Consider the following 23,309-nt stretch of genomic DNA (forward strand, 5'->3'; position numbering starts at 1 on the left):
TTGAAGGCTAAGCGAGATGCGTTTCAGATCAATCGCCAGTACTCAAAACTGATTTGTAAAACCAGGCCATTAGTACGTCCTTGAACTGTTACGCCATCATTATCAATGGAGATTTGAAATAGAAGATAACTTGCTATTACCGGTCCTGCAAATTGAGGTGAGGAAATGGAAATCTAGCAATTAAGATCCGGCGAATTTATTTGCTAGGTGTTTCTCAACGCGGAGATAGCTTTGAGAATTCATGTTCCTCAACCCATTTCTAGATCAAATCTACAGCCTGTACATCCTCAGCTTCGCCCAATCCTATGAGTGTAGCGAAATCATTCCAAGCCCTAACAATCCGGGTCAGAAAATGTGCGTCCTGACCCGCTACGTCTAAGCGAATAGATATCCGGAAAACGGCAGCTTGTCCGAGGCAAGCTGCTGCTCAATCGTCTTCGTGAGCGGCGTTTCAACATCGCCTGTGTGCTTGGTCGTAACCGTTTCAATTAGCACAATCCAGCATTCGTCCTTGGCAACCGGATTGTGCATCACACCTTTGGGCACCACACAAAATTCACCCTCACCCAGTTCCACATCACCATCTTCAAACTGGATCACCAGTCGCCCTTTGACCACCTGAAATAGCTCATCTTCGTTGTCATGCTTGTGCCAAGCAAGCTCACCCTTAAGCTTTGCGACCTTGATGTACTGGTCATTCACTTGGCTCACCACCTTAGGCGACCAAAACTCCGTCACGCTAGCCAGTTCGGTCTCGAAGTTCTTCGCAACTTTCATCAATGCCCTCCTGATTCAGTTTGTCCTGCTAGCCGGGAACAAGAGCCAAGGTTAGACCCCTACAATTAATTGCCACAAACCCCAAGTCAAAGCAAGAGCTGCAAAATGCTGAGGCAGCAGCAACCGAAACGGCTGACGGGCAATCTTCTGCGTAAGCACAACCGTGAGTAGCAACGAAGCCAACAGCGTCACTGCCTGCAAGAATTCCACCACAGCAGGATGGGCCACAAATACCGGCAATGTCCCCATGCCATAGCCAAACGTCGCTGCCCCTACCGGCAGCAGACGACCCGCCTCCGTCAAGCCCAACCGCAGATAGTGAGCCAGACTGCCACCCAGCACCAGCGGCAGATAGCCATAGGCCAGTTCGATGAACGAACGGGGTTTCAGCTTGCGGCTAAACAGCCGAATCAGACCATAAGCCAGCAAAGTCACCGCAGTGGGAATGAGCAAAATCAGCATCGAGGCCCCAGCATGGACCCAGAAATTCTCTAAATCCCAGCTCAGCCCCAATCGCGGCAACAGCTCCGGCAAGCGATGGAGAAATGTGCCACCAAACAGCAACAGCAACAACGCCACTTCATAAGTGGTTGGCGTGTGACTAGTCCACAATTCAATGCCAGGCGGACGCAGATTCAATTCCACCGAGCGGTGCGGGCAGGCTTTGAGACAGGTCATGCAAAGCACACAGTCGCGGTTCTCAGAAAGTTGTGCCGGATGGGAATAAACAGGGCAACCGAAGGTTTCTAGTCCTTCGCCTTTTTGAGGACCGCCCTTATAACACTGATAAGTCGTGCACTCCGCCGAACACACACCCTGTTGCGCCCGCAATTCAACCATCGAAAGCTTGGCAAATAGACCATTCATGCCCCCAATTGGGCATAGATAACGACACCAAAAACGCCGCTCAAACAGCAGCGAAAAGATTACTGCTCCCGCTGTAATGAGCAACAACAAACAGCCCGATAAATAAGCCACATTCTCCAGGTGCCACAATTCTTCCCAGAGAAAAATCAGCGTGAACAACCCAAACAGAAACCAGCCGCCCCAACGCTCAGCACTCTCACGAGGCCAAGTCTTAAGCTGACGCGGATAGATCGCCAGGGATAGCTTCTGGGCAACTTCGCCATAGATCATGAACGGGCAGACCGAGCACCACAGCCTTCCCACAAACGGGAAGGCTACCAAGATTAGAGGCCACCACCAGGCCCAAAAAAAATTCAGCGCCAGGTTTTGATCCCGAGTTTGCGGTCCAAATAATAGCAGGGCCACAACAACGGCAAAAAAGCCAAAAGTAAAACCGTAGTTAATGCGATCCGGCCACCAGGGACTGCGCAAAAAATTACGCAAAGCAGGGTAAGCGTTGAGCAAATTCAACCGGAACGAGCGCTTCTTTTCGCGGGTTCCCCAGAATACTTCTTCGGTAAGTTCTGTAGCATCGCCAGTCTCGCGTCGCGATTGCACAATTGCCCGTTCCACTAAGCTCTGAAGTTCTGGCAAATTGCCGGGAAAATCGTAGCTTTGCAAACGGCGCAGCGCTTCCGGTGAAATGCTGGGACGGGCAATACTCTCGGCTCGACTAAACAGACTGGCATAGTAATTGACCTGGGCTTCAATGTCTTCTTTACGCACCCTCAAAGGCGGCACTTTGATCGTGTGTCCCAGCAGTTTGCGCTCGTCACTGAGTCCCGGTACCACCTGTTCAGCCGTGAAGATAATGCGGGCTTCGCTAGTTTGAGCGGCAGATGGTTCCCCGTCCCGCGACACCGGACTGTAAGTGCCATCGCGCATTAGCACCTGAAGCTTGGTCAGCAGCTCGGGGCGCAGATCTTGGGCGTGGTCGAGAACCAGGGTGCCCTGACCTAGCAGCGCCAGCAGACCTAATTTGCCACCTGTCCGCCCAAACAGATCGGCCCCACTAGTCTGAAGCGCACCACAGTTCAAACGGATCAACGGCTCGCGGCGGTTCGGGGACATGAAGTGAATCAGAGCGGCAGCATTGACCTTACCGGTACCCGCTTCGCCAAAAATCAAGACCGGACGCCGATCGTTAGCAGCTTCGCGGATCTGCTGACGCAAGCGCACAGCATAGCGACTAGAGCCGACAATGCCACGGGTGGCTTTGGGTACCAGGTAAGGCCGCAGAGTGTTTGAGCGCTCCTGCTCTAGGGCCAATTGCGAGGCTACTGTTGCCAGTTCATCAGCCAACTGCTGCGAGACGACGCGAGCGATCTGTGGATACTGGCGGCTCAGCGCCTCGAACTCGGCTTTGGGGATCGTCCAGAGTTCGCCATCGCTTAGAGTAATCACCGTTTGCTGCGCCGGACGATCGAGTAGCAACTCTTGCAGGTGAATCACAGCACCAGGGAGTAGACTGGCTGCCTCAGCCGGACCACTGGGGCTAGTGTGGTAGGTTTCCAATCGCCCTTGGCGCAGAATGTACAGCGCCTGCGGTGGCGTGTCTTCCAGAACCAAGCGGCGGTTTTCCTGAAAGGGCTCGACCACGACGGCAGCCGCTAGCGCTGCCACCACCTCATCACTCAGCACATTCAGCGCAGTCATCTGCTGCAACCAACTCACCTGGGAAGGATCTGAAGCGGTAGACATTGGAGATCTCCCTGCTGCAAGCGCCTTGATGCAAGCGCCAAGACATCCCGATCATATCGAGCCCTTCACCCGACCTTTGGAGATCCCCTTACCAGAGGAATTCAGGCTACCAGTGGCCTTGGTAGCCTGACGGTGTGAAGTGTGGAGTGCCAGCATGCAGAACTGGGAGCTGACCCATCGGGCCTGGGTTGAAGTCGATCTCAATGCCTTGGAGCACAATGTTCGTGCCCTACGTGGTCTGCTCAAACCCAGTACTGAGCTGCTGGCTGTAGTCAAGGCCGACGCCTATGGACATGGCGCAGTCACAGTTAGCCAAAGCGCTCTAGCCGCAGGGGCAACCTGGCTGGGCGTCGCCACTCTACCGGAAGGCTTGGAACTACGTGCGGCAGGCATTCCAGCCCCAATTTTGCTGCTGGGAGCCACAAATACGCCAGAAGAGGTGCAGGCCGTGGCCCAGGCTCAACTTCAGCCAACCATCTGCACCCCCAAGCAGGCACTAACTTACGCGGAAACCCTGGCTACGCCCCTGGCCGTGCACCTAAAAATCGACACCGGCATGTCTCGGTTGGGCACGTCTTGGCAGTCAGCCCTGGAGTTTGTGCAACTGGTGCAACGGCTACCCAACCTCAAAATCGCCTCGATCTACTCCCATCTAGCCACGGCTGACGACCCCAACCCGGCCTTGATGCAACTGCAACAGCAGCGTTTTGAGCAGGTAGTCGCACAGGTCCGTTCAGCCGGGTTGACCGAGCAACGGCTGCATCTCGCCAACTCTGCTGCCACTCTCGCGGACCCTGACCTCCACTACGACTTGGTACGAACAGGCTTGGCTCTATACGGGCTCTATTCAGCACCGCATCTGAGTCTCCACGTGGACCTGCGACCTGTGCTCCAAGTTCGGGCGCGCATCACCCAGGTCAAAACGATTGCGCCAGGCACAGGCGTCAGTTACGGCCATCTCTTCGTGGCGTCACAAGAGACTCGGGTAGCAACTGTAGCAATTGGCTATGCCGATGGGGTACCACGCCTGCTCTCCAATCGCCTGCAAGCAATTGTACGAGGCGTGCGCGTGCCTCAAATTGGTGCAATCACTATGGATCAATGCATGATTGACGTAACGGCAGTACCAGATGCCCAGGAGGGTGAAGTCGTCACCTTTCTAGGCGAAGATGGAGCGGAGCAAATCAGCGCTGAGGACTGGGCCGAGGCCCTGGGAACTATTTCCTGGGAGATCCTCTGTGGGTTTAAGCACCGTTTGCCCCGCGTGACTGTACGCCGTGCCCCTCAGTTTGAGCAGAGTGCCCCATCTTCTAGGTAATCATTGCGAATCTGTGACCGCAAAGGAGCGCTCTGGCGCTGTTAATCCCCAGACCTGGCCCTTCACGCCGGACGAGCTACCAAACCCGGCTTACTTGGTGGGAGGTGCTGTCCGGGACAGCTTGTTAAATCGGGTGAGCCCCCGTCTGGATCTAGATTTTGTCTTGCCGAGCGGCACCGTTGCAGCCGCAAAAGCCCTGGCCTACCGCCATCAGGCTGGTTTCGTGTTGCTGGACGCCGAGCGCGAAATCGCTCGGGTCGTCTTTGAGACGGCCACAGTCGATCTAGCTCGGCAGTGTGGCGATAGTCTCACCTCCGACTTGCAGCGCCGAGATTTCACCGTGAATGCGATCGCCTGGGATCCGCATGGTGACGAAATCATTGACCCCTTAAACGGCTACCGAGACCTACAGGCTGGCTACATCCGCATGGTTAGTCCCGCCAACTTGCAGGAAGATCCCCTGCGGTTGCTGCGGGCCTATCGACAAGCAGCCCAGTTGGGGTTCACCATCGAGCCTCAAACCCGAGCTGCGCTGCAACAATTAGCGCCAGCTTTGGCGCAGGTAGCAGCTGAGCGGGTGCGCACCGAAATTGGTTACTTGCTGCGCCATCCTGAGGGCACACCCTGGCTACAAGCGGCCTGGCAAGATGGTCTGTTGCGTCCTTGGCTGCCCAAGCTTCAGCAGTCGCACTTTGAGCATCTAGCGGCGGTAGACCAACAGAGCCATCAGCTCACAGCGCACTGGCCCGAGCTGAAATCCCTGCTGGCCGAATCTCTGTGCGATCAGCGCACAGTTTTGATGGGCACCAAACTAGCCGCCTTGCTATTAGCCGAGACTGTCGATGTCGATGCCCTAGAGTATTGCCTGAGCGAGCTGCGCTACAGCCGAGCCGAAACTCGCTTTGTGCTGCAACTGCTGCAACTGCTGCCTCGGTTTCTGCACTTGATTGAGGCCTTTCCCCTCAGCCGCTGCCAGCAATACCGCTTATTCCAGGCAGCAGGCGATACCCTGCCAGCGCTCTGCGTTCTAGCCGCAGCCGTTGGCATCTCGGCAGAAGCACTAGATCCCTGGCTGAGACGGTTTTTAGACGCTGATGATCCGGTAGCGCATGCCTCCTCGCTGGTCACTGGCACCGAGCTTATTCAAGCCTTAGAGATCATGCCCGGTCCTCAAATTGGGCAATTGCTGGCCGCATTGAAGCTGGCCCATGCCGAAGGCCAGATCTACAACCAGGCAGAGGCTCTGGAACTTGCCCGCTTGCTAGTGCGTTCAGATTACTCGTCCAGGTAGGCAGGACGGGCTTGCTGAGTTTGACTGAGGCTCCGCTCCAGCACTGACCAATTTTCGGTTTCGATCCAGCCAGTAACTTGATCGAGACAGTGGCGGTACTGAGAGAGCGCTGACAGCAGGCTCTCTCGGTTGTAGCGGGCCATCAGCACACCTAGTTCTGGATTACCGCCACCGACGCGGCTGGTGTCTCGAAAGCCAGAACTGGCAAACTGCTGAGCCAGGCTCCGGATTTGAGCGTTGGGCTCAGCTTCACAGGCAGCAATCAGGCTGGCACTAACCATGACCGGCAAGTGGCTAATCTGGGCCACGGCCTGGTCGTGGGCTTGCGGGGCACATTGGTAGACCCGACTGCCAAGGGACTGGGCGAGAGCCGTAACTGTTTTAAGCGCAGGGCTCGGTGTGTCTGAAGTGGGCGTCAGAACGTAAGCTCGACCCTGGAACAGTCCAGCCTGCGCAGCTTCCAAGCCCTGTTCTGCAGTCCCTGCCATCGGATGTCCGCCGACAAAATTTGGCCATAGCGGTGCGATCTGGGTGACTACTGGTGCCTTAACTGAGCCGACATCGGTGAGGACGGTTTCAGCTTTGAGCAATGGCACTAGCTGGCACACAGTAGCTTCAATGGCCGCGAGAGGGGTGCAAATGAAGATCACCTCTGCAGTTTGGAGCAAGCTCAGGTCAGTTGTCGCCTCGTCCACAACCTGACGGTTCAGGGCTGCCTGACAGGTTTCAGACCGACGAGCCACCGCCAGCACCCGGTGTCCCAGAGCTTTAAAGTCCATCGCCAGAGAGCCGCCGATCAGCCCGAGACCGACAATGCCAATAGATTGGGCTGGGGTTTCACTCATACTTTCGCTCATGCTTGCGCTTAGGGGCTCAGCCTTAGTGGGACTAACTGTGGGAGTAAGTAAAGAAACGGTCAGGCTGGGTTACCACGACAGTCTCATAGAGAGGCTAGCGATATGATGTTACGCATACTGCATTAGGCATTAGGCGTTGCCTGATCTGCAGCCGCTCCCCCGCTCCTCCACCTTGAGTGACTGTGCCCCCTTCTGATTCTCTAGCGTTGGGGTCTACCTCGTTGGACCTGGCTAGTCTATTTCCGTTTCAGCTTGATGAATTTCAGCGCTCAGCCATTGCAGCCCTGCAAGCAGGACGCTCGATTGTGGTTTGTGCTCCCACGGGTTCCGGCAAAACCCTAATCGGTGAGTACGCAATCTATCGAGCGCTTGCTCAGGGTCGTCGGGTCTTCTACACCACCCCCCTCAAAGCACTCTCCAACCAGAAACTGCGCGACTTCCGCAAAATGTTTGGGGCAGAGCAGGTGGGGTTACTGACCGGCGACATCTCGATCAACCGCGAAGCGCCGATTTTGGTGATGACGACCGAAATCTTCCGCAACATGCTCTATGGCACGGCAATTGGCGAGGTCGGCACCTCGTTAGCCAGGGTCGAGGCTGTGGTCCTCGACGAGTGCCACTACATGAACGACCGTCAGCGCGGCACGGTTTGGGAAGAGTCGATCATTTACTGCCCAGCGGAAGTTCAACTGGTAGCGCTTTCAGCCACAGTTGCCAATAGCGATCAGCTCACAGACTGGATCGATCAGGTGCACGGGCCAACTGAGCTGATTTATTCCACCTTCCGACCGGTCCCTCTGCAATTCTCCTTCTGCAATCCCAAGGGGCTGTTTCCTCTGTTGGACGGCAGTGGCACTCGGATTAACCCCAACCTCAAAGCCAACGAGCGGCATCGCAATCCCAAGTCCGGCCAACCGCGTGGCAATCGGCAGGAAGCCCCGCCGCTCGCGTTTGTACTGGATCAGTTGCGCAGCCGCGACATGCTGCCTGCGATCTACTTCATTTTCAGTCGGCGCGGCTGCGACCAAGCCGTAGCCGAATTGGGCGAGATGAGTCTGGTTAACGCAGCGGAAGCCGATCGGTTGCGTGAGCAGATCAACCATTTCCTGGAACAAAATCCTGATGCGGGTCGCTCCGGTCAAGTTGAACCGCTGTACCGAGGCATCGCAGCGCACCATGCCGGGATTTTGCCTGCTTGGAAGGGCTTAGTTGAGGAACTGTTTCAGCAGGGCCTGATCAAAGTGGTGTTTGCCACCGAAACTCTGGCGGCGGGTATTAATATGCCAGCCCGCACCACGGTTATTTCTAGCCTGTCTAAGCGCACCGACCGTGGCCATCGCCTACTCAACCCCTCTGAGTTTCTGCAAATGGCCGGTCGTGCTGGTCGGCGGGGCATGGACGCTCAGGGCTATGTTGTGACCGTCCAGACTCCCTTCGAAGGAGCGAAAGAGGCTGCCTATCTGTGCACGGCTGGTGCCGATCCGTTGGTCAGCCAGTTTGCTCCCAGCTACGGCATGGTCTTGAACCTGCTGCAGCGCCACACCATGGAAGAAGCCCGTTCGCTGATCGAACTCAGCTTTGGGCAGTACCTAGCGACCCTTCACTTGCGCCCACAACAGGAGCAAGTCAAGAAGCTGACTGCGGAGTTGCGCAGCCTAGAAACGCAGTTTCGCGATGTTGACCTGGAACTGGTCAATAGCTACGAAAAGCTCAAGGAGCGTCTTAAAGAAGAGCGCCGTCTGCTGAAAATTTTGGAGCAACAGGCTGAAGAACACGCCTTTCACGACCAGGTAGCCCTGCTGCAATATGCAATTTCCGGCACGCTGCTGACCCTGGCTCCCAACGCGCAAACGCCGCAACCTCTAGAAGCCGTTCTGGTCAGCCGCATTCCCGGCCCTGGTCAGTTTCCGCTGCTAATCTGCCTAGGAGCCGATAACCGCTGGCGAGTGATTGCCGCCAATGAGGTGCTGCTGATGCATCCCGATCGGCCCCGTCTAGAGGCTGCCGATCACCTATCCCCGCCCCTAGAACTGCCGCTCAAACGTGGTTCAAGTCGCAAGGGCGATGAGCAAACAGTCGTTGTGGCCCGCAGTATTCCGCCTTTGCCCTTGCCAGATCCCTCCCCAGAGGTCCGGCAACAGCTTCAGCGCTTGGGCATGGTAGAAGACCAGATTGCCGCCCACCCAGCTCATCAATGGGCTGATCGGGGCAATCTGGCGAAGAAACAGCGTCGCTATCAACAACTGCGTCAGGAATTGGAGGTTAAGCAACGCCAGCTCGGTGCCCAGTCCCAGCGGCATTGGCGCGAATTTCTCAGTCTCGTTGAGATTTTGCAAAGCTTTGGTTGTCTGGAGCCTCTTCCAGCTGAGCCCCAGTCAGGTTCCGGACGCGCCCGAGCCCGACGTGAAGGAGAGGAAATCCATCGTCCGCGCCAACCGGAAGGAATGGACCGATTACAGCCTACGCCGGTCGGTCAAGTGGCGGCGGCTCTGCGGGGCGACAACGAACTGTGGTTGGCGCTAGCACTGGCCTCGGGCGAACTGGACGACCTGGCTCCCCATCATCTAGCCGCAGCCGTGGCTGCGTTGGTTAGTGAAGCTGCCAGACCCGATAGTTGGGCTCAGTATCAACCTTCGGGCGAGGTGGAAGAAGCTCTCTCGGGCTTGCGTGGCATCCGGCGACAGCTCTTTCAACTACAGCGGCGTCACCAAGTGGTCATGCCAGTCTGGCTGGAGTACGACTTGGTGGGATTGGTGGAGCAATGGGCTCTGGGTTTGGACTGGCCTGACCTGATTGGCGGCACAAGTCTAGATGAAGGAGATGTGGTGCGGATGATGCGGCGAACTCTAGATCTTCTGGCTCAGTTACCTCACACGCCTCACCTGAACGAAGTCCTAAGACAAAATGCCCAACGAGCAATCCAGCTCATTGACCGTTTTCCTGTGAACGAGGTAGTTTGATGCCGCTCGATCGTCAAGTCTGGCGCAGGAGAGGACTCCTGTCTGCCTGCACTGTTCTGACTCTAAATTCTTTGGGCGCAGGGCTGGGTGCATCTGCATCTGAGCCACCTGTTTTCCCTATCGAGGCCAATGCCTCCGCTTCGGTCATAGCTCAGACTCCAGGGGACACTGCCGAAACCCTGGTTCTGGGTGTGGTCCGGAGTAACGATACAACTCAATGGTCTGACGTTCAAGCCCGCCTGACCCGGACTGGCGTGGCCTATCGAGTTGTGGAGCCAGAGCAATTCCAGACCCTGCAAGCGCTACAGACCCTTTTGGGTAACCAGGGCGTACTGTTTTTGCCCAACCAATCGCTGTTGAGTGCTGAGCAAGTTGAAGTTTTGCGCCAGTGGCTACAAGGCGGTGGCCGCCTGATTGTCAGTGGTCCTGTGGGTAGCCGCTCGTCGCAGTTTGTACAGCAGTCCTTGCGCAGTTTACTGGGAGCTTACTGGTCATCTAGCCTGGATCGCAGTGCAGGTCTATCGGTTCGGCGCGAGTTTCAGTCTCGTTGGGGCGGGACGGCAGATACCCCCCCAGAGGCTGGCTTGCAGGGGGGCGTTTTGATTCCCACGGGTCTCGATAGCCAAACAGTCGCTGCCTGGGATCAGCAGGGAAAGCCGCCTGCGGTCGTGGCCACCCAGCAAGTTGCATTTCTTGGCTGGCAATGGGGAACCAATACCCCAATCATGGCGAACTCAGATGGCCGCTGGTTGCGGGCAGCGTTAGGTTACTTTGGGGCAGACCGGCTGGCTCAGAGTGCGCCGGTGCAGTCCGTTCGTCCGGAACTGGGGCTTGCATCAACCCCCAACCGCATTCAGCTGGGCACTCCCGGAACTAGCCCCGGAACCAGCCCCGCAACCAGTCCTGTAGCTAGACCCCTAACTAGACCTGTCCCTGGCCCTGTAGCTACCCCAACGGCTAGCCGTCGGACACCCACCTTGGCAGAACTGCGACAGTCGCGAACCGCCCCGACTCCATCCCGTCGCGCCGAGCGTCGCACACCGACCCTAGCAGAATTGCGAGGCCTGCGACTTGGTGCTGCTCCGGCCAGCCGTCGAGCGATCAACGATGTACTGGGAACTGCTTCATCGCCGTCTCAGCAGGTTCAACCGACTGAAGACACTGATATTTTGGATCCGAGCTGGATGCAGCCGGAGCCTGTGCCAGCTCCAATTACACCGATCAGCCCCCTGGAATCAATCGCCCTGCGCCGAGAGTTATCGGAACTGCTAGGCCGAGTTGAGAGTGCCCTGGTCAGCCGCGTCGCCAGTAATGCCTCAACTTCAGCAGTTCTACCTGCTGCCGATGATCAGGCGCTCGACCAGGCTCGACGTTTTTTGCAAGACTTCCCTAAGTTAGTCACAGCCGGTCAGTACGCTGAGGCCCGGTTGCAATGGGCTGCAACCCGCGATAGTTTACGCGCCATTTATCCGACAGAGCAGCTGACAGCCTTGCCAGAAGTCCGAGCTATCTGGTTGGACCGGGGCACGATTGTGGAAGCGGGCTCTGAGGCAGGTCTGACTCGGGTCTTTGACCGACTGGCCGCCGCTGGAGTCAACACCGTCTTTTTTGAGACGATGAATGCGGGTTATCCTATTTACCCTAGCCAAGTTGCCCCAGAGCAGAATCCACTGACACGCGGTTGGGATCCCCTGGCGGCGGCTGTGCGCTTAGCTCACGAGCGCAAGATGGAGCTGCATGCCTGGGTCTGGGTCTTCGCTGCTGGCAATGACCGCCACAACGCGCTGCTGGGCTTACCCGCCAACTACCCCGGTCCACTGATTGCCCGCAATCCCGGCTGGGCCAATTTCGACAACCGGGGCAGCTTAGTGCCGCCGGGACAGGGAAAACCCTTTTTAGACCCAGCAAACCCACAGGTGCGCAGCTTTCTGCTGCGGCTATTCCGCGAAATTGCTACCAATTACAAGGTGGATGGCTTGCACCTGGACTATATCCGCTATCCGTTCCAAGACCCTGGCGCTAGGCGTACCTATGGTTACGGTCAAGCGGCACGAGAGCAATTCCGGCAAATTAGCGGTGTTGATCCACTAACGATTACGCCTGCTGACCGCTCACTGTGGTGGTTGTGGACCGAGTTCCGCACCGAGCAAGTCAATCAGTTTGTGGCTGAGACCGCCCGCATGGTGCGCAGTGTCCGTCCCAGCCTAATCCTGTCGGCTGCGGTGTTTCCACTTCCTGAACACGACCGCACCCTGGAGTTGCAACAGCATTGGGAAACCTGGGCGCGTAAGGGAGACATTGACTTACTGGTGCCCATGACCTATGCGCTAAGCACCACCCGCTTACAGGCATTGGTAGAACCGTCGCTGGCTCAGGTCCGACAGGCTCCGGTGCTGTTCTTACCCAGCCTGAAGCTGTTAAATCTACCCGAAGCCGAGTTTATCGACCAACTCCAAAGCGTACGTGACTTGCCTGCTGGGGGCTATTCTCTATTTGCCGCGGCTCATCTAAGCGATGGTTTGCAGCAGATCCTCTCGCCAATAGCTTCAACGGCCTGCCCCACGGGTGCAACAACCCCAGTTGCCAGCACCGCTAGTCCCGCTGCTTGTACACCAGCAGGCTTAGATGCAGACGGCAGCATCGTGCCCTATCGTCAGCCATTTGCCGCAGCCCAAGCTCGGTTTAAGGGCTTACGACGCGAGTGGGACTATCTGAATCGCAATAACCAACTTTGGATCCGCGATAACGAACGCACGGCTTGGCGTGAGCAAGCCACCACGCTAGATTCGGCCTTGGGAGCCCTAACGCGCACGCCATCTCGGGCCAATCTAGAGACGGCTCGCACAGCCCTAGCGCAGATGCGCACAGGGCTGAACCGCTGGATGCGTCTGGATGCGCTGGAGCGGCCCTACCGCCTGCGGACCTGGCAGAACCGGCTCGAAGCCCTTGACGCTTTACTGCGTTTTGGCGAACGCACGACCATAGCCCGGTCGAATCGAACCAATCAGGTCAGCGCTGACCCTCAAGCGGAAGTCAGAGTCTGGCCATAAACGCAACCCTCCCGCAGCACACAGGCTTGACAGCGAGGTTTTTGAGCTTTGCAAGTCTGACGTCCGTGCTGAATGAGCAGAACGTGGAAGGGATACACCTGCTCGGGTTGTAGTTGGGCTTGAAGCGCCTGGTGGACAGCAACGCCGCGCTGACGGCTAGGCGCAATCAACCCGAGCCGAGTCGCCACTCGATGAACATGAGTATCCACTGGCAGGACAGGCGCCCCGCAGTGGAACATCAACACGCAGGCAGCAGTCTTGGGACCGATGCCCGGCAGTGATATGAGATAAGCCCAGGCTTTTTCTGGGGGCCATGCACAGAGGAAGTGGCCTTCGATGTCCTGCTGGTCTTGCCAGAAGCGGGCTAGAGTAGTACTAATGTACTGAGCCTTTGTCCGGGCCAGGCCGCAAACCCGGATTGTGGCTTCAAGTTCTAGGCGAGGAAGATGCAACAGCTCACGGGTGTCGGGGAAGCGCTGCTTCAGGGCCGCAAAAGCGCGGCCACTGTTGGTATCGGTGGTGTTCTGGCTGAGAATAGTGCCAATCAACTCATCGGTGGGGGTCCGCCCAGGGTCGGGCGGGACCCAGGTGCGGGGACCATAGGCAAGTTCGAGACGCGTTAGGATCCAAGCGATCCACTCACTCAAGGTAGAACCGAGAGAACTTGATCTACAAATTGCTGGTGATCAACTACCGGTTTAGAGATATAGTCATCAGCGCCACTCGCTTTCAAGAAGTTTTCTCGATCTCCTTGCATCGCGTGAGCTGTCACCAAAATAATCGGCAGTTTAGCCGTAACGGGGTCCGCTTTAAGCATCTGCGTGATCTTAATACCATCAACCGATTTGCCTTGGTAAGTGCTGTGGGCTAGGGAAACATCCATCAAAATGACGTCTATTTCGCCCGCACGCGCAATGGTCATCACTTCCTCAACATCCTCTGTGTGTCTAACCTCCAGGCCGCCCCGTTTGGTCAGAATCTTGGAAAAGACGCGAGCATTAATCGGGTCATCTTCCACAATCAAGACAGTGGTCATGGTGCCTCGCAGCTTGTTCTGGCTATTACTACTGTTATCTGAAGACGAAAGAAGGAAGTGCTCATGGCCAAGCAGTTAAATCTGCAAGAGGGTAAGGTAATCGCCACTGCCTTGCACACCGAAATGCAGCAGTCCTATCTCGAATATGCCATGAGTGTGATCGTGGGGCGGGCACTGCCAGATGTTCGCGATGGCCTTAAACCAGTCCACCGTCGCATCCTCTACGCAATGCACGAGCTGGGGTTGACTCCTGATCGGCCCTATCGTAAGTGCGCTCGTGTGGTTGGCGATGTGCTCGGCAAGTATCACCCGCATGGTGATCAGTCGGTCTATGACGCCCTCGTGCGATTGGTACAAGACTTCTCCAGTCGATATCCATTGCTGGCTGGCCATGGCAATTTTGGCTCAGTAGACAACGATCCGCCAGCAGCAATGCGCTACACGGAGTGTCGTCTAGCTGGGATGGGCCATGAGGTCTTGCTGGACAACATCAGTGAGGCCACAGTTGACTTCACCGATAACTTCGATGGCTCCCAACAAGAGCCTACAGTGCTACCCGCTCAGTTGCCGATTCTGCTCCTGAATGGTTCATCAGGCATTGCAGTGGGCATGGCGACTAACGTGCCGCCTCACAACCTAAATGAGTTGGTAGATGGGCTGATTGCCCTGATCGACAACCCAGAGCTACCCGATGAACGGTTGCTAGAGCTCATTCCCGGTCCTGACTTTCCCACAGGTGGCGAAATTGTGGGTCAGGAGGGCATTCGGGATGCCTATACCACCGGTCGTGGTTCGATTACTCTACGGGGCAGAGCCGAGGTCGAAGAAATTCAGCCCGGACGGGGACGGCATCGGCGCACCGCGGTTGTGATTACCGAGTTTCCCTTTCAGGTCAGCCGCGATAGCTGGATCGAAAAAGTGGCTGACTTGGTTAACCAGGGACGTCTAGACGGCATCGCTGACATCCGCAACGAGTCAGATCGGGACGGCACCCGCGTGGTGATCGAGCTGCGCCGAGAAGCCAATCCACAAAAAGTTCTCAACAGTCTGTACAAGCTGACGCCGCTGCAGGTTAACTTCGGGGCAATTTTGCTGGCTCTCGACGACAACCAGCCGCGTCAGATGAGCCTGCGGGAACTGCTCACTCAGTTTCTCAACTTCCGCATCGAGACCTTGACCCGGCTGTACAGCCACGAGCAGGAGCAAAAGCGGGCTCGGGCGCATGTGGTGGAGGGGCTGTTGCGGGCTCTGTCTGACCTCGATACGGTGATCGATCTGCTGCGTCACGCGCCAGATGGCTCAACCGCTAAAGTTCAGCTGCAAGAGCGGCTCAACCTCAGCGACCGGCAGGCAAGCGAAATTCTGGCCATGCCCTTGCGCCGTCTCACCGGGTTAGAGCGCCAGAACCTACAGACCGAATTTCAAGAACTCAACGGCCGGCTTCGGGAGCTGGAGCGTCTGCTGGGCAGCCGCAACGAGTTGCTGAAAGTGCTCAAGAAAGACCTGCGTGGGCTCAAACGCAAACACGGCGATCAGCGACGCACCGTGATTAGCGGAGCCGTCACTGTCTCCTTTGAGGAAGAGCACGAAGACATTCCCGATGTGCCCTCGCTGCTGCAGTTCACCCACCGAGGCTATGTGCGACGCTCTGAAGTGGGACCGAGACGGGGCCGACCGCCCAAGGAGGTCAACCCTGAGGAAGCGGAAGATTTTGTTGTGGAAACTCAGGTCGGCAGTAGTCGGGATGATCTGTTGCTACTGACCCGGAGCGGCCGTGCATTCTCATTGAAGGTAGCCGAGGTGCCACTGACCAGCGGACGCTCTCGCGGGACTCCGTTGATTGGCCTGCTACCTCAGGGCGAACCAATTGTGGCTCGGTTTACGGAAGGAACCTACAGTGAAAGCACCTGCCTACTCCTACTAACGCGGCAGGGACGGATCAAGCGGGTGCCGCTGGCAGAGTTCAACGAGTTGACCGGACGCGGCTTGAGCACCTTGAAGCTCAAAGATGACGACGAACTAATTTGGGCAGCCCGGGTGCATACCGGCGACCAAGTAGTACTAGCAACCTCAGGCGGGCGATTACTGCGCTTGATGGCTGATGAAGAGCAGATTCCCTTAATGGGTCGTACGGCGATGGGTAACCAGGCTCTGCGCCTGCGCCAAGGGGAGGGCTTGATCGGAGCAGCGGTCGTTCGTGAATCAACTGAGTTAGCGTTGGTCACGCAGAAGGGCTACGCCAAGCGGCTGCGCGCCAGTCTCTTGCGTCTCTCGCAACGCGGTGATCTCGGTGTTCAGGTGCTGCCATTCAGTCTCAAAACCGATGCACTTATGGGCATTGCTGCTGTCACCCCCGAAACGGAACTGCTACTGACCACCGATGCCCCTCGCTTACTGCGCTTATCGGCCCAAACAATACCGCCGCTAGGCCGAGACGCAGAGGGACGTCGTGTGGTTCAAACCAACAAAAGTGAAAAGCTAACCGAGCTAACGGTGATGGCAGTCGAAGTGGGACCTGAAGGGTAGGCAGTTGCATGAGTTCTGCATAAGCTTATGACTTCAGACCACCACTGGCTTTCCTCGGTTCTGATGCCGCAGCGCTTCAGAGCGCTTTGCTTGCTGCTCTTGAGCCTGGTTTTGATCCAGAGTTGTCGTCCAGAAGACCCGCCGCTCTCAGGAGCAGAAGTAACGCCAGTTAAGCTTCAAGATGCCGATGAAGGCCAGGATCTGGCCAATTATTTGATCAACTTTCCCCACTACCCTGGCGCAACCCCCTATCGGCTCGGCCTAGGTCCTCTATCCGGGGAGCAGGTCATTTGGAGCGACCAAACTCCTGACGACCCCAAACAGGTGCAGCAGTACCTCCTAAAGGCCCTAGTGCTCAATGGCTATAGCGTCTTACCTGTCGCCAGTTCTGAGCAGGGAGTGATTGCTGCCGTGTCGCGCCAGAGCGTTCGGCGTTATCTGTTCGTAGGCTTGCAAAATCCTACCGTCATTTCCCTACAGGACTTACCCAGCCTAGATGCACAGGTAGACCGACGGCGTTTCGTCCAAGAATTTCCCAAGTATCCGAGAGCAGCTGAGGCGGCAAAGCCCAATTCGAAAACGGGTCTGATTTGGTCAATTGCCAGCCGCGATAGCGCTCAGATGGTGCAGGAGTTTTACCAAACTCAACTGGCACGGCGCGGCTTTACCCTCCTGTCTCGCAGCAATTCCGGTGGAAGTATTCGGTTCGAGGTTAGCCGCTACCGGCAGCGCTATGACCTGCTAATTAGTGGCAACTCGCCCACACAGATTGTGTTGCAGGAACCTCAGACTGAGGCATCTATGGCACAGTAGAGCACAAAGCGTGAGGGCAGTGAGGCGATGGATGGACAGCAGCCTTTCTGGAGAGTTTTCGGTTGGCACAAGGCCAGCAGCCAGGCAATAGGACTGACGCTGTTGGGGAATTTATGGCTGGGATGCTTATTCCTACGAGTAGAACCGGGAGCAGCTCAAACTTCGCAACCACCCACTCCAACGGAACAGGTTGGTAGGCAGTCTGCTCAGCAGTGGTTTGAGCAGGGCAACCGCCATATCGAGCAGGGCAACTTACCCCAGGCAACTGCTGCGTTTCGGCGGGCAATCGAACTTGATGCCCGCCTAGCCCCGGCTCACTACAATCTAGGTTTGGCACTGCGCCAACAGGGCGATCTACAGGGAGCAGTGAATAGCTTCTATCAGGCGGTGCGCAATCAGCCCAATTTCGCTCTGGCTTACGCCAATCTAGGAGCAGCCCTACTGGAAGGGGGGAATCTGGACCAAGCAGCTGCCTACCTCCAACGGGGCATCCAGATCGATCCTAATTTGGGTCTAGCTCAGTACAACTTGGGCTTGGTCTATCAGCGCCAAGGCCGCTTTGACCAGGCAATTGCAGCTCTGCAACAGGCCGTTCGGTTGAGCCCAGGAGCGGCCGAGCCGCCTTATTACCTTGGCCTCGCCTATCAAGGCAAAGGTCAGTTGCCTGAAGCTGCCACTGCCTTTCGTCAGTCTCTGGCGGCGAATCGCAATGCGCCCACCGCTCACTATGGCCTGGGCTCAGTTCTGTTTCAGCAAGGAGATCTCAACGGTGCCCTCGCCGCCTTTCGCGAGGCGACCCGCCTCGATCCCAACTATGCCAATGCCTACTATGCTGCGGGGTTAGTATTTGCCCAGCAGGGACAGGCAGCACAAGCAGCCCAGGTCCTTAACTACGCCCGTAGCCTGTTCAATGCTCAGGGCAATGCTCAATGGACAAGGCTGACTGAAACTCAGCTCCAGCGCCTTCAGGGGGGCCAAGCTGGACAAGCTCCAGCCTCACCTGCGGGAGCCAGTTCTCCCTAAAACCAGATCTCTAGAACTAGCACTTCGAGTCAAAACGCTGAGATTGATTTTCCCGGCTCCTCAGCGACTTTATAGAATCGTCAGTGGATCCACATCAATGGTCAGACTGACGCCAGTCGCACACAGATTGCGCAACGCTATTAAATCGGGAAACTCGCTTGTGTCACGGGGAAGCTTGAGCAGCACCTGCCAGCGATAGCGTCGAGCTACCCGAGGCACCAGAGCTGGCGCGGGACCGAGCACATCACAAAAAGCTGCATCCCGGACTGTCTGAGCCACTAGTGTTGCACTCTCTGCTACCGCACCGCCATCTGGCCCACTTATACGCAGTAGGACCAAACGGCTGAAGGGAGGGTAAAGCTGGTCCGCTCGCTCCTGCAACTCTGCCCGCATAAAGCTCAGCAACTCATGGGCCTGCACAGCTTGAATGACTGGGTGCTCTGGTGTGTAGGTTTGCAGAATGACCCGTCCTGGCTCTTCACCGCGCCCGGCCCGTCCTGCAACTTGAGTCAAAGTTTGAAAGGCACGCTCTGCCGCTCGGAAGTCAGCAAAATTAAGCAAGCCATCTGCCGAGACCACACCAACTAGCGTCACCTGCGGCAGATCAATGCCCTTGGTCAACATCTGGGTACCCACCAGCACATCAGCCTCACCGCTTGCAAAGCGTCCCAGCAGTTGGGCATGTGCCCCTTTATTACGGGTGGTGTCGCTGTCGTAGCGGATCACGCGCAGATCAGGAAACAATTGAGCTAGCTCTTGCACAACTCGTTGGGTGCCGCTGCCAAAATGACGGAAGTAGGGTGATTCACACTGCGGGCACTCAGGCGGATGACCCTGGCTATGACCACAGTAGTGACAACGCAGAAGCGGCTTGGCGTTGAGATGAGGATGGTGAAAAGCCAGCGAGACATCGCAATTCGGGCACTCCATCACAAAGCCACAGGCGCGACAGGAGACAAAGGTGCTGTGACCGCGACGGTGAATAAATAAAATTCCCTGCTGCCGTCGCTCCTGCAGCTCCCACAAAGCCGCTTGCAAGCGCTGGCTAAAAATTGAGCGATTGCTGGCTCGAAACTCCGAGCGCATATCCACCACCTCAACCGGCGGCAGTGGCCGTTGACCGACCCGATGCGGCAAGCTCAGATAGGTAGGTACGTCAAGTGGTTCAGTGGCGTCCCCTACCACCTGCTGCCAGGTTTCCAGGGCTGGGGTCGCTGAGCCTAGTACCAGTGGGCATTGGTCCAGCTCCGACCGCCAGCGAGCAACTAAACCAGCGTGGTAGCAAGGCTGGGGCTGATCCTGCTTAAACGAAGCGTCATGTTCTTCGTCCAGCACAATCAAGCCCAAATTGGGTAAGGGTGCAAACACCGCTGAGCGAGTGCCAATCACTACCCAAGTCCGGCCGGAGAGCATCTGCCGCCAAGTGTCATAACGCTCCCCATCGGAGAGAGCACTGTGATACACCTGCACCGCATCCCCAAACCGGGCTCGAAAGCGGTCTGTGAGTTGAGGAGTGAGACCGATCTCAGGTACCAGCACCAAGGCCGAGCGGCCAGATTGCAAAATGGGCGCGATTGCCTGGAGGTAAACTTCAGTTTTGCCCGAACCGGTAATGCCATGCAGCAGCACTTGTGCTGAACCCTGCAAGCCCTGAATCGCCTCAAGGGCCTGAGCCTGGTGGAAAGTTAGCCGCTTAGCGCTATCGGACACAGGGGTTGCCCCTGGTAGACCGCTCCGCAACACCTCCCGGTCCTGTAAGCTAACGTAGCCCTTACGCTCCAGGGCTTTCAGCACAGCTGAGGTAGTATGACAGGCTTGCAATAGCTCACTGGCCCAGAGATCCCCCCCCTGTCGTCGCAGCACCTCCAACACTTCGCGCTGCCGTGGGCTGAGGTCCATCACAGCATCGCTGGCCCGGACTAGAGTTACAGCCTGACGAGTCTTAGGGCGGGGTGGCTCTGGGGCAGCTAGATAACTGTCTACCCAGCGCCGTTGCAACAACTCCCGCAGCCCCCGCTCGGCGCCCGGTACAGCTTTGCGCAGATGGTTCCAGGCACAATCCTGGCCCACAGTTTGTTGGAGATAGCTGATTAGGGCGCGGCCTGCAGGGCTCAGAAAAGTTTCAGCCCCCGGTGGCATTACCCCCATTTGGCAGCGGATCCGGCGCTGCGCGCGGGCCAGCAGTCCCGGCGGCAAGGCCACGCGCACGGCTTGCACGAGCGGTGTGCAGTAGTAGGCAGCAACCCGCTCTAGCAGAATCCAAAACGGAGCTGAAAAAAAACTGGGGCTGACCACCTCAACAACCAGCCGAATCTGAGTAGATGTCAGCTCAGTCGGTAATTGGCTCAGACAACGTACAACGATTCCGCCAACCTGGCTGCTGCTAAAGGGAACCGAAACGATGTCCCCTGTGCTGACCTTCAAACCAGGTGGCACTGCATAAGTATAGAGATCTTGAACCCCTGCGCAGTCTACCAATACCTCGACCCAAGCCACCGGTGGTACAGGGGGCTTGGGTTCAATAGATTCAGCGAGGCAAAGGGCGAGCTGGGCTGGGTCGCTCATGGCACACCACAAACTCACTGCCACTTAAGGATAGGGCTCTAAGCGGCTTTGCGGTAGATATAGTGTTTCCCGGAGTTCCAAAGCTGCTCAAACACTAGTGCTGCCTTTATGGAGTCGCAGTACCAGGGGTTCTCGCTGCTTGAGGCACCGCTGGGCTTGCCGTTGAAGCTGGGAGGCTAGTAGGAGCCCTCGGCACGGGACTATTGGTATAGCTACTGGCTGGATTAGCAAATCCAGGTCGATAGGTCAAAGGCTTATAACTACTGCTTGAGCCTGGGACGGAGGTTGAGCTTGGCGCTCCTCCCGAAACTCCAGTCGAGGGTGCAGTAGTTGAGCCGGTAAAGCCAGCGGAACCAGTAGACCCAGCTGAACCAGACGGGGAAGAACTGGTGGAACTGCCAGACTGGGCAGCAGGGGCAGGTTGGCTTATGCCACTTTGCACGGGCCCTGTCTGGATTGGACCAGCATTGATCGGGCCACTGTCTAAAGGTCCAGCGGGTAAGGGACCGGTCTGGATAGTACTGGATGCGTTAGGCGCCGGAGCAACTGGGACAGCTGAGCCTGCCGCTGTCGAACCTGCCGCCGCTGAACCGGGTAGCTGATAGTTGCGACGATAGGGCTCAAACGGATCGACCACACCGCTACTACCAGCCGCAGGGGCAGGTTCAGTATCTGAGAACAAATTGTCAAGGCCCAAATCTACGTTTTGCCTGGCTGGCAAATTGTTCCCAGTTTGATTGGCCCCATTTGCCGGATTAGGTTGACGCTGATCGCGTTGCTGGGGAACTAGACTCTTGGAGGCCCGAACTGGCGTAAACTTATCGCTTTCTGCTTTGACCACACGGGTGGCATTGAGATACCAAAGCGCCCCCATGCCAGAGCCCAACATGACCAGCATCACGAGAAAGGTTGGATTTCCCAACAAACGGCTCAGCAGACGAGATAACTTATTCGTCCTTCGCCCTGAACGGCTTGCAGCCGTTCGCGTTCCGTTGAATAGGCTACTCAGTTTCATGGAGACCCGGGAGCTCAGCTGCCCCCAGTCTAGCTGCTACAGAGCAGCTGGCAAGCTGAAACCGTATAAACCCGCAAGTTCCTGCTCAGAATGATCACCCGTAGATTTACACCTCAGCCTCCGGAGCAGTTGGCTCCTGAGCGTGCAACTGGCTGAGGAGCCAATTGGCAGCAGTGGCCCGACGAGTCTTGCGAGGTACCAGTTCACTCACTTTGTAACCGGCAAAGCCCAAATCCTCTTTGAGCAATTGCTTGTGGGCAGCAGGAATCGAGCGAGTCAATTTAACGGTCGCGGGACGGCTAGCGATAAAATCAGGCGGTTCTGGGTATTCGTCTCGCCACTCTGGTACAACTGCCCCCGTGTCCCAATTGCCATCCGTCAAATTTTGACGATACCCAAGGTAGTGCCAGAGCAGTCGGTTTAAGGTAGCATCATCGATTGTGTCGGTCAAAATGGCCCAGATCGTTTCCCGAGTTAAAGGCGGCAAGCTAGACATTAGATTCAAACAACTGGCAAGATTAAAAATCGAGTCAACAAGTGCCGCAATAGTGTATGTACGGCTAAGCTTCCTGAGGCTCATTTATGAGTTTAGGAGGATATAAATGGTCAGAACGCTTTATTAACATTACTAAGCCTTGGCAGAAGAGCCATTAGTCATAACGGGACCTCATAATAGGAGCCCGACAGAATACTGGTGTTATCCTGCTAACACTTCTCATAGTTTTATGGCTTAAAACCATTCAGCTATTTGCAGTCATGGTTAGGCAAAAATCATTTAGCTAGAATCTTGCTCCCCAGTATTGGGGGAAGGCGCATTAGCCCTGCATTTCAAGGGTTCTAGGGTCTAGTTCAGATGCAGACTAGCTCAGGATTCAGTCTATGTCAGCAAGGAAGCGTTGCAGCTAGAGTTGAACCTTGCCTAACATCATCAGTGCCTGCGCTCACACCACAATCAACCAAGGTAAGAGAGCCATAAGTGATTCTGGATTTGTCGTGAAATTAAATTACAAATCCCTTTCACACAACCAGCCAATCCGCGCCCTGAGGCTTTACTTTTCCCTTAGTATCAGTGATAGTGCCGTTTCCACCAAGAGAGGACCACTGACTGATGGCAACCTTCAAGGTCACACTGATCAGCGAAGCCGAAGGGCTAAACACTACCATTGAAGTACCCGATGACGAGTACATCCTTGATGTAGCTGAGGAACAGGGAATTGACCTACCCTACTCCTGCCGTGCGGGTGCTTGCTCCACCTGTGCTGGCAAAATTGTCGAGGGAACGATTGACCAGTCTGACCAGTCTTTCCTGGATGATGATCAGATCGAAGCAGGCTATGTCTTAACCTGCGTGGCTTACCCCACTTCCGACTGCACCATCCAAACTCACCAAGAAGAAGAGCTTTACTAGCGCCTTCAGATGCAAGAGGCGGGGACTGGAATGTGAGTCACATTCCAGTCCCCGCCTCTTTTC

17 protein-coding genes are annotated in these 23,309 nt (G+C 56.4%); 9 read left to right on the forward strand and 8 right to left on the reverse strand.

Annotated features, from left to right (window positions below; all coding sequences use genetic code 11):
* The first annotated feature begins 241 nt into the window (after positions 1 to 241).
* Positions 242 to 379: a hypothetical protein gene (locus tag H6F94_RS26420; protein ID WP_190805258.1), complete on the forward strand. Its 138-nt coding sequence runs from the start codon at positions 242 to 244 to the stop codon at positions 377 to 379.
* Here H6F94_RS26420 and H6F94_RS26425 read toward each other — a convergent pair.
* Both H6F94_RS26425 and H6F94_RS26430 read right to left on the reverse strand, forming a co-directional pair.
* On the reverse strand, positions 376 to 777 hold the full coding sequence (locus tag H6F94_RS26425) for a cupin domain-containing protein (protein WP_190805259.1): 402 nt from the start codon (positions 775 to 777) through the stop codon (positions 376 to 378). The two genes, H6F94_RS26420 and H6F94_RS26425, sit on opposite strands and share 4 nt — an antisense overlap.
* A 51-nt stretch (positions 778 to 828) precedes the next feature.
* Positions 829 to 3,384: a sigma 54-interacting transcriptional regulator gene (locus tag H6F94_RS26430; protein WP_190805260.1), complete on the reverse strand. Its 2,556-nt coding sequence runs from the start codon at positions 3,382 to 3,384 to the stop codon at positions 829 to 831.
* 154 nt (positions 3,385 to 3,538) lie between these two features.
* Here H6F94_RS26430 and alr point away from each other — a divergent pair, with 154 nt between their 5' ends.
* Positions 3,539 to 4,702: an alanine racemase gene (gene alr / locus H6F94_RS26435; protein ID WP_190805261.1), complete on the forward strand. Its 1,164-nt coding sequence runs from the start codon at positions 3,539 to 3,541 to the stop codon at positions 4,700 to 4,702.
* A 13-nt stretch (positions 4,703 to 4,715) separates the two neighbouring features.
* Positions 4,716 to 5,993, forward strand: a complete 1,278-nt coding sequence (locus tag H6F94_RS26440) for a tRNA nucleotidyltransferase/poly(A) polymerase-related protein (RefSeq protein WP_190805262.1) — start codon at positions 4,716 to 4,718, stop codon at positions 5,991 to 5,993.
* On the opposite strand, the gene H6F94_RS26445 is transcribed toward H6F94_RS26440, so the two are convergent.
* Positions 5,978 to 6,838 (reverse strand): prephenate/arogenate dehydrogenase, encoded by an 861-nt coding sequence (locus H6F94_RS26445; protein ID WP_190805263.1) that lies wholly within the window; start codon positions 6,836 to 6,838, stop codon positions 5,978 to 5,980. The genes H6F94_RS26440 and H6F94_RS26445 overlap by 16 nt on opposite strands.
* 194 nt (positions 6,839 to 7,032) lie before the next feature.
* Between H6F94_RS26445 and H6F94_RS26450 the strand changes: the two genes are divergently transcribed.
* Complete coding sequence (locus H6F94_RS26450) at positions 7,033 to 9,810, forward strand: DEAD/DEAH box helicase (protein WP_313949380.1); 2,778 nt, start codon at positions 7,033 to 7,035, stop codon at positions 9,808 to 9,810.
* Positions 9,810 to 12,860 (forward strand): family 10 glycosylhydrolase, encoded by a 3,051-nt coding sequence (locus tag H6F94_RS26455; RefSeq protein WP_190805264.1) that lies wholly within the window; start codon positions 9,810 to 9,812, stop codon positions 12,858 to 12,860. The genes H6F94_RS26450 and H6F94_RS26455 overlap by 1 nt, the downstream gene beginning before the upstream one ends.
* Here H6F94_RS26455 and H6F94_RS26460 read toward each other — a convergent pair.
* The gene (locus tag H6F94_RS26460) at positions 12,833 to 13,507 is read right to left on the reverse strand and encodes an endonuclease III domain-containing protein (RefSeq protein ID WP_190805265.1); all 675 of its coding nucleotides are present in this window, start codon (positions 13,505 to 13,507) and stop codon (positions 12,833 to 12,835) included. The genes H6F94_RS26455 and H6F94_RS26460 overlap by 28 nt on opposite strands.
* Complete coding sequence (locus H6F94_RS26465) at positions 13,504 to 13,896, reverse strand: response regulator (RefSeq protein WP_190805266.1); 393 nt, start codon at positions 13,894 to 13,896, stop codon at positions 13,504 to 13,506. The genes H6F94_RS26460 and H6F94_RS26465 overlap by 4 nt, the downstream gene beginning before the upstream one ends.
* Before the next feature lie 63 nt (positions 13,897 to 13,959).
* Here H6F94_RS26465 and gyrA point away from each other — a divergent pair, with 63 nt between their 5' ends.
* Genes gyrA through H6F94_RS26480 form a run of 3 tightly spaced genes read left to right on the forward strand, consistent with a single transcriptional unit; the run spans position 13,960 to position 18,258 of the window.
* Entirely contained in the window at positions 13,960 to 16,422 is a 2,463-nt protein-coding gene (gene gyrA / locus H6F94_RS26470; protein ID WP_190805267.1) for a DNA gyrase subunit A, read from the forward strand.
* A gap of 27 nt (positions 16,423 to 16,449) precedes the next feature.
* Positions 16,450 to 17,235: a hypothetical protein gene (locus H6F94_RS26475; RefSeq protein ID WP_190805268.1), complete on the forward strand. Its 786-nt coding sequence runs from the start codon at positions 16,450 to 16,452 to the stop codon at positions 17,233 to 17,235.
* A gap of 27 nt (positions 17,236 to 17,262) precedes the next feature.
* A complete protein-coding gene (locus H6F94_RS26480) occupies positions 17,263 to 18,258 on the forward strand; it encodes a tetratricopeptide repeat protein (RefSeq protein ID WP_190805269.1) in 996 nt (331 codons plus the stop codon).
* A 69-nt stretch (positions 18,259 to 18,327) separates the two neighbouring features.
* On the opposite strand, the gene priA is transcribed toward H6F94_RS26480, so the two are convergent.
* The 3 genes from priA to H6F94_RS26495 all read right to left on the reverse strand — a co-directional run bounded on the left by priA (position 18,328) and on the right by H6F94_RS26495 (position 22,334).
* Positions 18,328 to 20,823 carry a primosomal protein N' gene (gene priA, locus H6F94_RS26485; protein ID WP_190805270.1) on the reverse strand — a complete coding sequence of 832 codons (2,496 nt, stop codon included), beginning with the start codon at positions 20,821 to 20,823 and terminating at the stop codon, positions 18,328 to 18,330.
* Positions 20,824 to 20,929: 106 nt separating this feature from the next.
* Positions 20,930 to 21,838 (reverse strand): hypothetical protein, encoded by a 909-nt coding sequence (locus tag H6F94_RS26490; protein WP_190805271.1) that lies wholly within the window; start codon positions 21,836 to 21,838, stop codon positions 20,930 to 20,932.
* Positions 21,839 to 21,944: 106 nt separating this feature from the next.
* Positions 21,945 to 22,334 carry a DUF1823 family protein gene (locus H6F94_RS26495; protein WP_190805272.1) on the reverse strand — a complete coding sequence of 130 codons (390 nt, stop codon included), beginning with the start codon at positions 22,332 to 22,334 and terminating at the stop codon, positions 21,945 to 21,947.
* A 612-nt stretch (positions 22,335 to 22,946) separates the two neighbouring features.
* On the opposite strand from H6F94_RS26495, the gene H6F94_RS26500 reads away from it, so the two are divergent.
* Entirely contained in the window at positions 22,947 to 23,246 is a 300-nt protein-coding gene (locus tag H6F94_RS26500; RefSeq protein WP_190805273.1) for a ferredoxin, read from the forward strand.
* Positions 23,247 to 23,309 lie beyond the last annotated feature (63 nt).

The organism is Leptolyngbya sp. FACHB-261 (assembly GCF_014696065.1).
In the GTDB taxonomy this organism is placed as follows: Bacteria; Cyanobacteriota; Cyanobacteriia; order FACHB-261; family FACHB-261; genus FACHB-261.